Below are 14,562 nucleotides of genomic sequence, written 5' to 3' on the forward strand. Positions count from 1 at the left end.
ATTCAAACGTGGCTTGCCGGATCGGTTCGGCGCGCGCATCCTGCGCGCGTTCGAACCCCACGGAAGACCCCGATGAGCCATGAGTTGATCTACCTGCTGCTGATCTTCGCGCTGCTGGTGATCCCGCGCGCGCTGCAGCGCTTCAGCCTGCCCGCACCACTGACCTGCCTGCTGTTCGGCATCATCGGCATGCTCTGGCTGGGCGACCAGGCCCACGATGCGGTGATCGGCCTGCTGGCCACGCTGGGGATTTCCTCGCTGTTCCTGTTCGCCGGCCTGGAAGTGGACCTGCAGGCGCTGCGCCGTGGCATGTGGCCGCTGCTGGCGCATCTGGTGATCCGTACCGGCACGCTGTTCGGCGTAGGCTGGCTGGCCTGGCGCTACGCGGGATTGCCCTGGCAGGCTGCCGGCCTGCTGGCCCTGGCGCTGCTGACGCCCTCCACCGGTTTCATCATGGATTCGCTGTCGCGGCTGGGCCTGAGCGAGGACGAGCGGTTCTGGGTGACCAGCAAGGCCATCGCCGGCGAACTGCTGGCGCTGGCGGCGTTGTTCATCGTGCTGCAGGCGGGCGATCCGGGGCATATGGCGCTGTCCAGCCTGGCCCTGCTGGCGATGATGGTCGGCCTGCCGCTGCTGTTCATCGGCCTGGGCCGTTGGGTGGCGCCGCACGCGCCGGGCTCGGAATTCTCGCTGCTGGTGATGGTGGGCATGGTCGCGGCCTACATCACCTACCTGCTGGGCGTGTACTACCTGGTCGGCGCGTTCATCGCCGGGCTGGTCGCGCGCCTGCTGCACCAGCGCATGCCGTTGCTGGCCTCGCACGAGAACCTGCATGCGCTGCGCCTGTTCGCCTCGTTCTTCGTGCCGTTCTACTTCTTCAACGCCGGCACCAAGGTGCCCGCCGAAGCGCTCAGCTTCGAGGCCCTGGGGCTGGGCATCGTGATCACCCTGGTGGTGCTGCCGCTGCGCATCGGCGTGGTCTGGCTGCAGCGCCGGGTCATGTTCGGCGAGAGCTTCCGCAGCAGCCTGCGGGTCTCGCTGGCGTTGGCTCCGACCCTCATCTTCACCCTGGTGCTGGCGGCGATCATGCGCGAGCGCTTCCAGATCCCGGCGGTGCTGTTCGGCGCGCTGTTGCTGTATGCGGCGTTGACCACGCTGCTGCCGTCGCTGGTGTTCCGTACCCCGTTCGATGTCGATCCGGTCGAGCAGGAACCTGCGGGTGAAGGCGAAGCCGCGCCGGTGGCAGCCACAGAAACACTGCCGGCGGCATCTGCCCTCGATCGCTGAGCGGATGCTGCGCGTGCGGTTTGCGCACTTCGGCCATGGCCGTTAGGGTTGGGGTATGAAACTGCCTGCCGCCGTCACCGCTTCCGTCCTCCTGCTCAGCCTTGCTGCCTGTACGCAGCGCTCCGACACGGTCGCCCATGATCTGGCGACCGCACCGGCCGATGCCTTCATGGCCGCCATCGCCGCGCATTGCGGCCAGGCTTACGCCGGCAAGGTGGTGGAGGACACGCCGGCGCCGACAGGGAAGGACCCGTTCGCCGGGCAGCGCCTGGTGATGCATGTGCGCGGCTGTGCCGACCCGGCGCATGAGCTGCGCATCCCGTTCCACGTGGGGGATGACCACTCGCGCACGTGGGTGCTGACCCGCACGCCGAACGGGCTGCGCCTGAAGCACGACCATCGCCACGAAGACGGCAGCCCCGACGCGATCACCCTGTACGGTGGCGATAGCACGCCGCCGGGCACTGCCGAGCGCCAGCAGTTCCCGGCCGATGCCGATTCGGTGGCGATGTTCCGCCGCGCCGACATGCTGGCCTCCACGCACAACACCTGGGCGATGGAAATCGATCCCGACCAGACGTTCGTCTACGAGCTGACGCGCCCGGACGGCCGCCGCTTCCGCGTGCAGTTCGATCTGAGCAAGCCGGTCGACCTGCCGCCGCCGCCTTGGGGTGATGAGGCCGCGCAGCCAGCCCGGTAGCGCCGGGCCGTGCCCGGCGGGTTTTCTGCAGTTGACCGCGCCACTGCGCTCGCCGGGCATGGCCCGGCGCTACCCCTCACCGCGTGCCGAAACGTGCCCGGCAGCCGTTGCTCACCCACACCTGGCCACGCGAGTAGCCCCAGCTGCGGCCTTCCTGGCAGGCACTGCCGGACAGCTGCTGCTGCAGCACCGGGCGGCCCTGGCGCTCATCCCAGTCGCAGGTCTGCGAGCGGTTGTTGTTGCTGCTGCAGGTCACCGTGTAATTGCTGTTTCCGCCGCCCCAGCCACCGCCGCCACCGCCCCAGCCACGGGCTTCGGCGAATTCGGCACGGCAACCGCCACTGACCCAGACCGCGCCATTGCGCACGCCCCAGGTACGCCCTTCGTTGCAGGGGCTGCCAGACAGCTGGCGGACCAGGCGGGCATTGCGCCAGCCGACCGGGCAGCTGCGCTCACGGTTGTTCTGGCTCTCGCAGCGGATGGTCTCGCCGGGCCGGCCGTTGTTGCCGCCCCAGCCACCGCCATTGCCGCCGCCCCAGCCACCGCGGGCCTCGACGAACTCCGCTCGGCAGCCGTTGGTGACCCAGATGCTGCCGTTACGGCCGCCCCAGGTTCGTCCTTCATCACAGTCCGAGCCGGACAGCTGGCGCACCAGCTGCGCATTGCGCCAGCCGGTGTTGCAGACCCGTTCGCGGTTGTTCTGGCTTTCGCAGCGGACCACGCCGCTCTGCGCATGCGCGGAAGGGGCGGGCAGGGCAAGGGTACCCAGGGCACCCAGGCTGAGGGTTACGGCCAGGCTGGCCAGGGACAGCGGTTTCATGGCGGCATCCCATACGGTGGCAGGTGCCCGACTATAGGGAGGGGGGCGATCAAGCCGGTGTGACTGGCCGGATTTGCCCCGGCCGGGGCCTCGGCCGCAGAATACGAGGCTTTCCGGCCCCCATCCGGTGCCGGCGTTCTCCAGCGGAGCTTCCCCCCATGCGTACCCACTTCTGCGGCCTGGTCGATGAGACCCTGATTGGCCAGACTGTCACCCTCGCCGGCTGGACCGACGTGGCCCGTAACCAGGGCGGCGTCTGCTTCATCGATCTTCGAGATCATGAAGGCATCGTGCAGGTGACCGTGGAAGTCGACAACGCCGACGTGTTTGCCGTGGCCGCGTCGCTCGGCTATGAGGACGTGCTGCAGGTGGAAGGCGTGGTGCGTGCCCGCCACGCGGTGAACGACAAGATGCGCACCGGCAAGGTGGAAGTGATCGCCACTGCCATCACCGTGCTGAACAAGGCCGCGCCGCTGCCGTTCCACGCCCACGAGAACCCGGGCGAAGAAACCCGCCTGAAGTACCGCTACCTGGACCTGCGCCGCCCGGAGATGCAGCGCATGCAGCGCACCCGCATCAAGCTGGTGCAGGCCCTGCGCCGCCACCTGGACGAGAAGGGCTTCCAGGACATCGAGACCCCGATCCTGACCAAGGCCACCCCGGAAGGCGCCCGCGACTTCCTGGTGCCGGCGCGCATGCACCCGGGCGAGTTCTACGCCCTGCCGCAGAGCCCGCAGCTGTTCAAGCAGATCCTGATGGTGGCCGGCTTCGACCGTTACTACCAGATCGCGCGCTGCTTCCGCGACGAAGCCCTGCGTGCCGACCGCCAGCTGGAATTCACCCAGCTGGACATGGAATTCGCCTTCGTCCGCGAGCGCGACGTGCAGGACTTCGTCGAAGACATGATCCGCGCCATCTTCAAGGAAGTGGTGGACGTGCAGCTGGACGCCAGCTTCCCGCGCATGACCTGGGCCGAGGCGATGCGTCGCTACGGTTCGGACAAGCCGGACCTGCGCATCGCGCTGGAACTGGTGGACGTGGCCGAGCTGGTCAAGGACAGCGAATTTGCCGTGTTCACCGGCCCGGCCAACGATGCCGAAGGCCGCGTTGCCGCGCTGCGCATCCCGGGCGGTGCGGCGCTCAGCCGCAAGCAGATCGACGAGTACGCCGCGCATGCCGCCAAGTACGGTGCCAAGGGTCTGGCCTACATCAAGATCGCCGACAACGGCGAAGTCAGCTCGCCGATCCAGAAGTTCTTCAGCGAGGAAAGCTTCGCTGCGCTGGTCGCGCACGTCGGCGCCGGCAACGGCGACATCGTGTTCTTCGGTGCCGGTGGCTACAACAAGGTCTCCGACTTCATGGGCGCGCTGCGCCTGAAGGCCGGCAAGGACTTCGGCCTGGTCGCCGACGGCTGGGCACCGCTGTGGGTCACCGACTTCCCGATGTTCGAGTGGGACGAGGAAGAACAGCGCTACGTCGCCCTGCATCACCCCTTCACCGCACCGGCCGTGGACGACATCGCCGACCTGCGCGCCAACGCCCGTACCGCCGTCTCGCGTGGCTACGACATGGTGCTCAACGGCAATGAGATCGGCGGTGGTTCGATCCGTATCCACCGTCCGGACATGCAGAGCGCGGTGTTCGAGCTGCTCGGCATCGGTGCCGAAGAAGCCCGCGCCAAGTTCGGCTTCCTGCTCGACGCGCTGAACTACGGCGCGCCGCCGCACGGTGGCATCGCCTTCGGCATCGACCGCATCGCCGCGCTGATGGCCGGCACCGAGTCGATCCGCGACGTCATCCCGTTCCCGAAGACCACCGGTGCACAGGATCTGATGACCGACGCGCCGTCGCCGATCGTCGACGCGCAGCTGGCCGAAGTGCACATCCAGGTTCGCCCCAAGACCAACTGATCAGGAGATCCAGGCAATGACCGAGTTCGCGTTTTCGCTGGAGTGGGAAAAGCTGGGCAATGAAGGCGCCGAGGCCAATCTGGTCACCGAGCGTGCACGCGTGTTCGGGGGGTGGCTGGTTCGTGTGGGTACCAACCCGGCGGCGATGGCCCTGACCTTCGTCGCCGACGGCGAAGGCCGTTGGGACGGTGAAGACTTCGGCGTCGAGGATTACGAGGACGACGAAGAGGAAGAGTACGACGAGGACGAGGAAGGCGAGGAAGAAGAGGACGAGGACGAAGAGGAATACGAGGAAGAGGACGAGGAAGAAGAAGCGGAGTCGCCTGAAAAGGCTTGACCCGCCCTTCGCCCTGACGTCAACTTCCTGCATGTATTCGATCCGCCGCGCCACTGTGGACGACGCGCCGACCCTGTCGGCGCTGGCTGCCCGCACGTTCACCGAAACCTTCGGCCATCTGTATCCGCCGCAGGACCTGCAGGCCTTCCTTGAGGAGGCCTACACGGTCGAGCGCCAGCGCGTGATCCTGGCCCACCCCGACTACGCGGTGTGGCTGCTGGAGCTGGACGGGGAGGCGGTCGGCCATGCCGCCACCGGCCCCTGTGGCCTGCCGCATCCCGAGGTGAAACCCGGTGACGGCGAACTCAAGCGCCTGTACCTGATCAAGGCCCAGCAGAACTGTGGCTGGGGCAGCCGCCTGCTGGAAACCGCGCTGGCCTGGCTGGAGCACGAAGGCCCGCGCACGCTGTGGCTGGGCGTGTGGTCGGAGAACTTCGGCGCACAGCGCTTCTACGCCCGCTATGGATTCGAGAAGGCGGGCGAATATCTGTTCCCGGTCGGCGACACCCACGATCTTGAATTCATCCTGCGCCGCACACCGCGCGCAGCCTGACGTTCACCGCCGCTTGCTGCGCGCGCGTGTTCAATCACCGTACGTTCCCGCCCCGCTGACCGCCAGGCTGTTTGCATGACTCCCCCCGTATTGCTGCTGCATGGCATCTGGAATGCCCGTGCCTGGGTCGGGCCGCTGGCCTGGCGCCTGCGCGCACGTGGTTTCCAGGTGCACGCGTTCGGCTATTCCTCGGTATTCGGTGGTCCCGACGTGGCCGTGCCGCAGCTGCTGGAGCGGCTGACCGATGCCGGCCCGTTGTCGCTGGTCGGACACAGCCTGGGGGGATTGCTGGCGCTGGAGGCCTTGCGCCGCCAGCCGCAGCTGGATGTGCAGCGCGTGGTCTGCCTGGGCTCGCCGCTGCGCGGCAGTGGCACTGCGCGTTCGTTGTCCGAGCACGGCTGGGGCCTCGCGTTGGGGCGCAGCAGCGACCTGCTGCTGGATGGCCTGCCGGACTGGCAGGGCAGGGCCGAGGTTGGCCTGATCGCCGGTTCGGTGCCGCATGGGCTGGGCAGCCTGCTGGGGGCCATCGACGATGCCTCGGACGGCACCGTGGCCCTGGCTGAGACGCGCCTGCCGGGTCTGGCCGACCATTGCGTGGTCCGCACCAGCCACAGTGGCCTGGTGGTGTCGCCCGATGCCGCGCGGCAGACCGCGCATTTCCTGCGCCACGGCCAGTTCGACCACAGCCGCGACGCGGCGGCAGCATAGGGGCAGGGGAGGAAGGGCCGCCCTGTAGAGCCGAGCCCATGCTCGGCTGCATTCCGTCGGGCCCATTGAGCCGAGCATGGGCTCGGCTCTACAACAATACGGGCCTAGACACGGTTGCAGCGCCCGATCAGGTAGAATCCGCGCCTTGATCCTGAAGCAGCCAGACGGTAGCACCCATGGGTAGAGGCCCCTCCATCGAAGCCCGCAAGAACGCGTCCGACGCGAAGCGCGGCAAGATTTTCACCAAGATCATCCGTGAGATCGGCGTTGCCGCGCGCGGCGGTGGAGGCGACCCCAACAACAACCCGCGCCTGCGCGTGGCGATGGACAAGGGCCTGGCCGTGAACATGTCCAAGGACGTGATCGAGCGCGCCATCAAGAAGGCCACCGGTGAACTGGAAGGCGTCGATTACGAGGAAATCCGCTACGAGGGCTATGCCCCGGGCGGCGTGGCCGTGATCGTCGACTGCCTGACCGACAACCGCGTGCGCACCGTGGCCGATGTCCGCCATGCGTTCAGCAAGTGCGGCGGCAACATGGGCACCGAAGGCTCGGTGGCTTTCATGTTCAAGCGCCTGGGCGTGCTCAGCTTCGCCCCGGGCGTCGACGAGGAAGCCATCACCGAGGCGGCCATCGAGGCCGGCGCCGATGACATCGTGGTCTATCCGGACGATGGCTCGATCGATGTGGTCACCAGCCCTGACGCGTTCAACGCGGTCAAGGATGCAATGACCGCTGCGGGCCATGTCGCCGACCACGCCGAGATCACCTTCCGCGCCGACAACGACATCAAGGTCGAAGGCGACGTCGCCCTGCAGGTCAAGAAGCTGCTGGACATGCTGGAAGACCTGGACGACGTGCAGGACGTGTACTCCAACGCCGAACTCGGCGCCGACGCCTACGCCTGAGCCGTCTTCGACGGCCTGGGCGCGGGCCGTTGAACGGTCACCGCGGACAGTCATGAGCCCATACGCCTGCCAGCGCCTCCCGTTCCGCCCCGCCAGGAGTGCCGCATGACCCGCATCCTCGGCATCGACCCCGGTTCGCAGCGGACCGGGGTCGGCATCATTGATGTCGACGCCACCGGAAAGGTCAGCCACGTGCATCACCAGCCGCTGGTGCTGCTGGGCGCCGACGATTTCCCGCAGCGCATGAAGCTGCTGGTGCTGGGCCTGGCCGACCTGTGCCGCGAGTACCAGCCGCAGGAAGTGGCCATCGAACGCGTGTTCATGGCCCGCAACCCCGATTCTGCACTGAAGCTGGGCCAGGCCCGTGGCGCGGCGATTTCCGCCGTGGTGCTGCGCGACCTGCCGGTGCATGAATATGCCGCCAGCGAGATCAAGCTGGCGGTGGTCGGTCGTGGTGGCGCCGAAAAGCAACAGGTTCAACACATGGTCGGGCTCATGCTCAACCTGAAAACCAAGCTGCAGGCCGACGCGGCCGACGCGTTGGCGGTGGCTATCACCCATGCCCACGTAAGGGCAACGGCCAACCGCCTGGGGCTCAGTGCCCGCCAGGCGTGGGGCCGCAAATGAGGAGCTGCACGCAATGATCGGTCGACTGCGCGGCATCGTCGCCTACAAGGCGCCGCCGTGGCTGGTGGTGGACGTGAACGGAGTGGGCTACGAGCTGGAGGCGCCGATGAGCACCTTCTATGACCTGCCCGAGCTCGGCCGCGAGGTCACCCTGTACACCCATTACGCGCAGAAGGAAGACAGCGTCTCGCTGTACGGCTTCCTGCGCGAGGGCGAGCGGCGCCTGTTCCGCGACGTGCAGAAGGTCAGTGGCATCGGCGCGAAGATCGCGCTGGCCGTGCTGTCCGGCGTCACCGTCGAGGAGTTCGCGCGCATGGTCCAGGCCGGTGACATCACCGCGCTGACCCGCATTCCGGGCATCGGCAAGAAGACCGCCGAGCGCATGGTGCTGGAGCTGCGTGACCGCGCCGCCCAGTTCGGTGCCGGCGGCGCGCTGCCCACCGGCAGTGGCCCGGCTCCGGCCGACCCGCTGTCCGATGCGACCGTGGCGTTGCAGCAGCTGGGCTACAAGCCGGCCGAAGCCGCGCGCATGGCCCGCGACGCCTTCAATGAGGGCGACGAAGTGGCCACCGTGATCCGCAAGGCGCTGCAGTCGGCGCTGCGCTGACCTGCCTTTCTTTCCCCCAACCCACCGCCTGAGCTTCGCCAGGAGTCCCATGTCCAGCAGTCAAACCCCGCACGCCGCCGCCCCAGGCGGCCATGGTCACGCCCCTCCAGCCGGAGGCATGGCGCTGATCATCGGTGCGATCGGCGTGGTCTTCGGTGATATCGGCACCAGCCCGCTGTACACCCTGAAGGAGGCGTTCTCGCCGCACTACGGGCTCAACAGCGACCACGATACCGTGCTGGGCGTGCTGTCGCTGGCGTTCTGGGCGCTGAACATCGTGGTCACGCTGAAGTACGTGACCATCATCATGCGCGCCGACAACGACGGCGAGGGCGGCATCATGGCGCTGATGGCGCTGACCCAGCGCACGCTGCGCAACGGTTCGCGCTCGGCTTATGTGGTGGGCATCCTCGGCATTTTCGGTGCCTCGCTGTTCTTCGGCGACGGCGTGATCACGCCGGCGATTTCGGTGCTGGGCGCCGTCGAAGGCCTGGAGGTGGCCGCGCCGGGCCTGCATGCCTTCATCGTGCCGATCACCGTGGTGGTACTGCTGATGGTGTTTGCTGCGCAGCGCTTTGGCACCGAGAAGATCGGCAAGGCCTTCGGCCCCATCACGTCGGTCTGGTTCATTTCGCTGGCCGCGATCGGTATCTACAACATCGTCGACGCGCCGGAAGTGCTGAAGGCCTTCAACCCCTGGTGGGCGATCCGCTTCTTCATGGAGCACAGCTGGCACGGCATCTTCATCCTCGGCGCGGTGGTGCTGGCAGTGACCGGCGGCGAAGCGCTGTACGCCGACATGGGCCATTTCGGCGCCAAGCCGATCCGCCACGCCTGGTATTTCTTCGTTCTGCCGTGCCTGGTGCTGAACTACCTGGGGCAGGGCGCACTGGTGCTCAACCATCCAGAGGCGCTGAAGAACCCCTTCTTCGAGGCGGTGCCGCCGTGGGCGCTGTATCCGATGATCATCCTGGCCACCATGGCCGCAGTGATCGCCTCGCAGTCGGTCATCACCGGTGCGTTCTCGGTCTCGCGCCAGGCCATGCAGCTGGGCTACATCCCGCGCATGCGCATCAAGCATACCTCGCACGACACCATTGGCCAGATCTACATCCCGGGCATCAACTGGGGCATAGCGGTGATGGTGATCGGCCTGGTGCTGGCCTTCCGCAGCTCGTCCAACCTGGCGGTGGCCTACGGCATCTCGGTGTCTGCGACGATGCTGATCGACACCCTGCTGCTGGCCCTGGTGGCACGCTCGCTGTGGCCGAAGGCACGCAAGTGGATCCTGCCGCTGTGCGTGGTGTTCTTCATCATCGACCTCGGCTTCGTCATCGCCAACGGTGCCAAGCTGCTGCAGGGCGCTTGGTTCCCGGTGGTGCTGGGCATCTTCCTGTTCACCATGATGCGCACCTGGCGCCGTGGCCGCGAGCTGCTGCGCGATGAGATCCGCAAGGACGGCATCCGCCTGGATACCTTCCTGCCGGGCCTGATGCTGGCACCGCCGGTACGTGTGCCGGGCACTGCGGTATTCCTCACCGCCGACCCGACCGTGGCCCCGCATGCGCTGATGCACAACCTCAAGCACAACAAGGTGCTGCACGAGCGCAACGTGTTCCTGCACGTGGAAACCCTGCCGATTCCATATGCGATGGAAGGGCAGCGGCTGAAGATCGAATCGGTAGGCGACGAGTTCTATCGCGTCTACGTGCGCTTCGGTTTCATGGAGACCCCGGACGTGCCGCTGGCGCTGATGCGCTCGTGCGACCACGGTGGCATCTATTTCGACCCGATGGACACCACCTTCTTCGCCAGCCGCGAGACCATCGTGGCCACCGCCAACCGCGGCATGCCGATCTGGCGCGACAAGCTGTTCGCGCTGATGCATCGCAACGCCGCTCCCGCGACCGGCTTCTTCCGCATTCCGGGCAATCGCCTGGTGGAACTCGGCGCACAGGTGGAGATTTAATCTCCACCGTCGATCCATCCAACCTACCGTGTCGACCAAGGTCGACACCCACCAAGAGCAGGCCATACCGTGTCGACCAAGGTCGACACCCGCCAGGAGCAGGCAGAGCAGGCCACGCCATCCAGACAGACTGCGGCGATCTGTCGAAGGCGGGGGTGGGTCCGGTTGCGGGGGCGTGAGCCGCATGGATGCGGCGACCGAGCTTACATGGACGTACTTGCAGCGTCCCCCGCAACCGGACCCACCCCGGCATCCCCCAGGAAGCCAGCTTTGGCTGTTGCTCCGGCTGTTGCTCCGGCAGTTGCTCCGGCAGTTGCCTCTGCGGGTGCCGGGCGCAGCCCGGCCGAAACCCGTACTTTTGCCGCATAATCAGCACATGACCGACGACCGCATCATCGGCGCCGGCGCCACCCGCGAGGATGACGCCGCCGACGCCAGCATCCGCCCCAGGCGCCTTGCCGACTACCTCGGCCAGGTGCCGGTGCGCGAGCAGATGGAGATCTACATCCAGGCGGCCAAGGGGCGTGGCGACGCGCTCGACCACGTACTGATCTTCGGGCCGCCGGGCCTGGGCAAGACCACCCTCAGCCACGTCATCGCCAACGAACTGGGCGTGGCCCTGCGCGTGACCTCCGGCCCGGTGATCGAGAAGGCCGGCGACCTCGCCGCGCTGCTGACCAACCTGCAGCCGCACGATGTGCTCTTCATCGACGAGATCCATCGCCTGTCGCCGGTGGTCGAGGAAGTGCTGTACCCGGCGATGGAAGATTTCCAGATCGACATCATGATCGGCGAAGGCCCCGCCGCCCGCTCGATCAAGATCGACCTGCCGCCGTTCACCCTGATCGGTGCCACCACCCGTGCCGGCCTGCTGACCGCGCCGCTGCGCGACCGCTTCGGCATCGTCCAGCGCCTGGAGTTCTACAGCGTCGAGGAGCTGACCCGCATCGTGCGCCGTTCGGCGGCCATCCTGGCCATCGACTGCACCGCCGACGGGGCAGGGGAGATCGCGCGCCGCGCGCGTGGTACCCCGCGTATCGCCAACCGCCTGCTGCGCCGCGTGCGCGACTACGCGCAGGTGAAGGCCGGCGGCCACATCGACGAGGCCGTGGCCCAGGCTGCGATGAAGATGCTCAAGGTCGACCCGGAGGGCTTCGACGAGCTTGACCGGCGCCTGCTGAAGACCATGGTCGACTACTTCGATGGCGGCCCGGTCGGCATCGAATCGCTGGCGGCAGCGCTGTCCGAAGAGCGCGGCACGCTGGAAGACGTGGTTGAACCGTACCTCATCCAGCAGGGCTTCCTGGTGCGTACCGCGCGCGGCCGCATGGCCACCCACAAGGCCTACCGGCACATGGGCCTGAAGCCGAAGAACCCGCCGCAGGACCTGTTCGCGGAGGTTCCCGATGTCGGTTGAGCCCCGATTCAGTTGGCCGACACGCATTTACTGGGAAGATACCGACGCAGGTGGCGTGGTTTACCACGCCCGCTACGTGGCCTTCATGGAACGGGCCCGGACCGAATGGATGCGTGCGCTGGGCTACGGCCAGGAGCGCATGCGCGCCGAGCATGGGATGGTCTTCGCGGTGCGCTCGATGCAGATGGATTTCATCAGGCCGGCACGGCTGGATGACACCCTGCAGGTGAGTGCCCGCCTGGTCCAGCTGAAGAAGGCCAGCATGGTCTTCGACCAGCAGATCCTGCGCGACGGCGAACTGCTGCTGTCGGCGCAGGTCCGCATCGCCGCACTGGAAGCGGCCAGTTTCCGCCCGCGTGGCATGGACGAGGCCGTCCTTGCCGTGCTGCAACCCCACCTCCACCCCGAATCCGAACACTGAGGAACAACGGATGATCGCAACGCTCCTGGCCCTGCAGGCCACGGTCACCGAGGCACTGCCGGCCGACGTCAGCAACGCCGCGACACAGACCCTTGCCCAGGCCACCACCGGCGGCGGCATCAACTACCTCGAACTGATGGCCAAGGCCAGCCTGCCGGTGAAGATCATCGTGCTGCTGCTGCTGGTCGGCTCGTTCGTCAGCTGGGTGATCATTTTCCGCAAGGCCCGCGTGTTCAAGCAGGCCACCCGCGAAGCCGACGAGTTCGAGAACCGCTTCTGGTCCGGTGCGGACCTGGGCAAGCTGTACAGCTCGGCCACCGACCGCAGCCGCAATGTCGGCGGCCTGGAAGCCATCTTCGAAGCCGGTTTCCGCGAATACACCCGCCTGCGCGACAAGCGCCGCCTGGATGGCCGTGCGCAGCTGGAAGGCGCGCAGCGTGCCATGCGCACCACCTACACCCGCGAAGTGGACCAGCTCGAGCGCAACCTGGAACTGCTGGCCAACATCGGCTCGACCGCCCCGTACGTGGGCCTGGTCGGTACCGTGTTCGGCATCATGGTGACCATGCACGACATGATCAGCAGCGGTGCGCAGGCCGGCATCGCCGCCGTCGCGCCAGGCATCTCCGAAGCCCTGTTCGCCACCGCCATCGGCCTGTTCGTGGCGATTCCGGCAGTGTGGGCCTACAACCGCTTCACCACCCGCGTAGAGCGCATGTCGGTGCGGTTCGAGACCTTCGCCGAAGAGTTCAGCTCCATCCTGCAGCGCCAGAGCGCTGGCGACGAGTAAGCGCCTGACCCGGGAGTCCAAGCCATGTCCGCTGCCATCGGTCGCCGCAAGCGCCGCAAGCTGAAATCGGAAATCAACGTCGTTCCCTACATCGACGTCATGCTGGTGCTGCTGATCATTTTCATGGTCACCGCGCCGCTGCTCACGCTGAGCTTCGACGTCGACCTGCCGCAATCCAACGCCAAGGCGCTGGAGAGCAAGCAGGACCCGGTGATCGTCTCGGTGCGCCAGGACGGCCAGCTCAGCCTGAAGCTGCCCGACGCCAAGGAACCGACCGCCGTGTCGGCCGAGGAACTGGAAGGGCGCCTGGCCGGCATCGCCGCCCAGGACAAGGGCGTGCGCGTGATCGTCGCCGCCGACCGCGCCGTGGCCTATGAAAAGGTCATTGCTGCGATGGATGTGATCAAGCGCGCCAAGGTAGACAAGGTAGGCCTGGCCACCGATGCACGCTGACGCCCTGCCACCTCCACAGCAGCGCGAACCCGGCTGGGGCCTGCCCCTGGCGCTGGCGTTGCTGGTGCACCTGCTGGTCGCGCTGGTCTTCATCGTGGCATGGTTCTGGTCGCCCGAGCGCAACACCGACGCCGCCGCCGGTGATCCGTCGGTCGAGGCCAGCCTGGCGCTGTCTGCGTCGGAGGCCTCCGCCGCGCGCCAGGCCCTGCGCCAGTCGGAAAAGCTGGAAGACCTGCCGCCGCCGGTGGCCGAGCCGATCCCGGTGCCGGAAGACACCATTCCGCCGCCGCAGCCGATCCCCGAGCCGCGCCCGCAGGACGCTCCCACGCCGCAGCAGCAACAGGCGCAGGAGCGCGTCGCGCAGCCGGACACCAAGGACCAGGAAGCGGTGAGCGCACTGGCCATCTCGCAGGAGAAGGCCAAGCAGGAGCAGGAAGCCAAGCGTCGCCAGGAGCAGATCGACCTGACCGAACGCAAGCGCCAGGAAGAAGCGGAGCAGAAGCTGCGCCTAGCCAAGCAGCAGGAAGCGGACGAGAAGAAGAAGCTGGCCGAGCAGGAGCGCGTGGCCGCTGACAAGGCCGAGGCCGAGAAGCAGAAGAAGATCGCCGAGATCCGTGCCCGCCGCGAGCAGGCCGAGAAGGAAGCCAAGCTGGCCGAGCAGAAGCTGCGCCAGGTGGCCGCCGCGCGCAATGCAGCCGGCAGTGCCGCTGCCGGTGCCAGCGGTGCGTCCCAGCCGGCCGCCGGTGGTGGTGGCAACAGCGACGATCTTTCGGCCAAGTACGCCGCCGCGATCCAGGCCAAGGTGCTGTCGCAGTGGGTGCGCCCGGATACGGTGCCGCTGGGCCAGCGCTGCCAGATCACCATCACCCAGATTCCGGGCGGCACGGTGATGCAGGCCAAGGTCAGCCCGAACTGCCCGTACGACGAGGCCGGCAAGCGTTCGATCGAGGCCGCCGTGCTCAACGCGCAGCCGCTGCCATACCGCGGCTTCGAGTCGGTATTCGCGCGCACGCTCAACTTCACCTTTACCGCCCAGGATCGCTGAGGCGGGCAGG

General features: G+C 67.3%; 16 protein-coding genes. 15 read left to right on the forward strand and 1 reads right to left on the reverse strand.

The window, feature by feature from the left end:
- The first annotated feature begins 72 nt into the window (after positions 1-72).
- Both AC5P8D_RS15245 and AC5P8D_RS15250 read left to right on the forward strand, forming a co-directional pair.
- The gene (locus AC5P8D_RS15245; protein ID WP_010481576.1) at positions 73-1,287 is read left to right on the forward strand and encodes a cation:proton antiporter; all 1,215 of its coding nucleotides are present in this window, start codon (positions 73-75) and stop codon (positions 1,285-1,287) included.
- A 55-nt stretch (positions 1,288-1,342) separates the two neighbouring features.
- On the forward strand, positions 1,343-1,987 hold the full coding sequence (locus AC5P8D_RS15250; RefSeq protein WP_099560250.1) for a hypothetical protein: 645 nt from the start codon (positions 1,343-1,345) through the stop codon (positions 1,985-1,987).
- A gap of 76 nt (positions 1,988-2,063) precedes the next feature.
- Here the strand turns inward: AC5P8D_RS15250 and AC5P8D_RS15255 are convergent, their stop codons facing one another.
- Entirely contained in the window at positions 2,064-2,807 is a 744-nt protein-coding gene (locus AC5P8D_RS15255) for a DUF3011 domain-containing protein (protein ID WP_495203462.1), read from the reverse strand.
- 158 nt (positions 2,808-2,965) lie between these two features.
- Between AC5P8D_RS15255 and aspS the strand changes: the two genes are divergently transcribed.
- From aspS to tolA, 13 genes are all read left to right on the forward strand, one after another.
- Positions 2,966-4,717, forward strand: a complete 1,752-nt coding sequence (gene aspS, locus AC5P8D_RS15260) for an aspartate--tRNA ligase (protein ID WP_010481582.1) — start codon at positions 2,966-2,968, stop codon at positions 4,715-4,717.
- Positions 4,718-4,733: 16 nt separating this feature from the next.
- Positions 4,734-5,054, forward strand: a complete 321-nt coding sequence (locus AC5P8D_RS15265; protein ID WP_019337538.1) for a hypothetical protein — start codon at positions 4,734-4,736, stop codon at positions 5,052-5,054.
- 31 nt (positions 5,055-5,085) lie between these two features.
- A complete protein-coding gene (locus tag AC5P8D_RS15270) occupies positions 5,086-5,607 on the forward strand; it encodes a GNAT family N-acetyltransferase (protein WP_414614873.1) in 522 nt (173 codons plus the stop codon).
- A 75-nt stretch (positions 5,608-5,682) separates the two neighbouring features.
- Positions 5,683-6,315, forward strand: coding sequence for an esterase/lipase family protein (locus tag AC5P8D_RS15275; RefSeq protein WP_029379762.1), 633 nt, complete (start codon positions 5,683-5,685; stop codon positions 6,313-6,315).
- 176 nt (positions 6,316-6,491) lie between these two features.
- The gene (locus tag AC5P8D_RS15280) at positions 6,492-7,223 is read left to right on the forward strand and encodes a YebC/PmpR family DNA-binding transcriptional regulator (protein ID WP_010481589.1); all 732 of its coding nucleotides are present in this window, start codon (positions 6,492-6,494) and stop codon (positions 7,221-7,223) included.
- A 105-nt stretch (positions 7,224-7,328) separates the two neighbouring features.
- Complete coding sequence (gene ruvC, locus AC5P8D_RS15285) at positions 7,329-7,850, forward strand: crossover junction endodeoxyribonuclease RuvC (RefSeq protein WP_010481590.1); 522 nt, start codon at positions 7,329-7,331, stop codon at positions 7,848-7,850.
- Between the two features lie 13 nt (positions 7,851-7,863).
- The gene (gene ruvA / locus AC5P8D_RS15290) at positions 7,864-8,457 is read left to right on the forward strand and encodes a Holliday junction branch migration protein RuvA (RefSeq protein ID WP_010481591.1); all 594 of its coding nucleotides are present in this window, start codon (positions 7,864-7,866) and stop codon (positions 8,455-8,457) included.
- Positions 8,458-8,506: 49 nt separating this feature from the next.
- Positions 8,507-10,426, forward strand: coding sequence for a potassium transporter Kup (locus AC5P8D_RS15295; RefSeq protein WP_014038224.1), 1,920 nt, complete (start codon positions 8,507-8,509; stop codon positions 10,424-10,426).
- A 376-nt stretch (positions 10,427-10,802) separates the two neighbouring features.
- On the forward strand, positions 10,803-11,843 hold the full coding sequence (gene ruvB, locus AC5P8D_RS15300) for a Holliday junction branch migration DNA helicase RuvB (RefSeq protein WP_053443408.1): 1,041 nt from the start codon (positions 10,803-10,805) through the stop codon (positions 11,841-11,843).
- Positions 11,833-12,264: a tol-pal system-associated acyl-CoA thioesterase gene (gene ybgC / locus AC5P8D_RS15305; protein ID WP_010481597.1), complete on the forward strand. Its 432-nt coding sequence runs from the start codon at positions 11,833-11,835 to the stop codon at positions 12,262-12,264. The genes ruvB and ybgC overlap by 11 nt, the downstream gene beginning before the upstream one ends.
- 10 nt (positions 12,265-12,274) lie before the next feature.
- Positions 12,275-13,054, forward strand: coding sequence for a protein TolQ (tolQ, locus tag AC5P8D_RS15310; RefSeq protein ID WP_006438802.1), 780 nt, complete (start codon positions 12,275-12,277; stop codon positions 13,052-13,054).
- Between the two features lie 24 nt (positions 13,055-13,078).
- Positions 13,079-13,507 (forward strand): protein TolR, encoded by a 429-nt coding sequence (tolR, locus tag AC5P8D_RS15315; protein WP_005410751.1) that lies wholly within the window; start codon positions 13,079-13,081, stop codon positions 13,505-13,507.
- The gene (gene tolA / locus AC5P8D_RS15320) at positions 13,497-14,552 is read left to right on the forward strand and encodes a cell envelope integrity protein TolA (RefSeq protein WP_159360493.1); all 1,056 of its coding nucleotides are present in this window, start codon (positions 13,497-13,499) and stop codon (positions 14,550-14,552) included. The genes tolR and tolA overlap by 11 nt, the downstream gene beginning before the upstream one ends.
- The last annotated feature ends 10 nt before the right edge of the window (positions 14,553-14,562 follow it).

This window comes from Stenotrophomonas sp. YJH_SMC_101-4 (assembly GCF_059370395.1).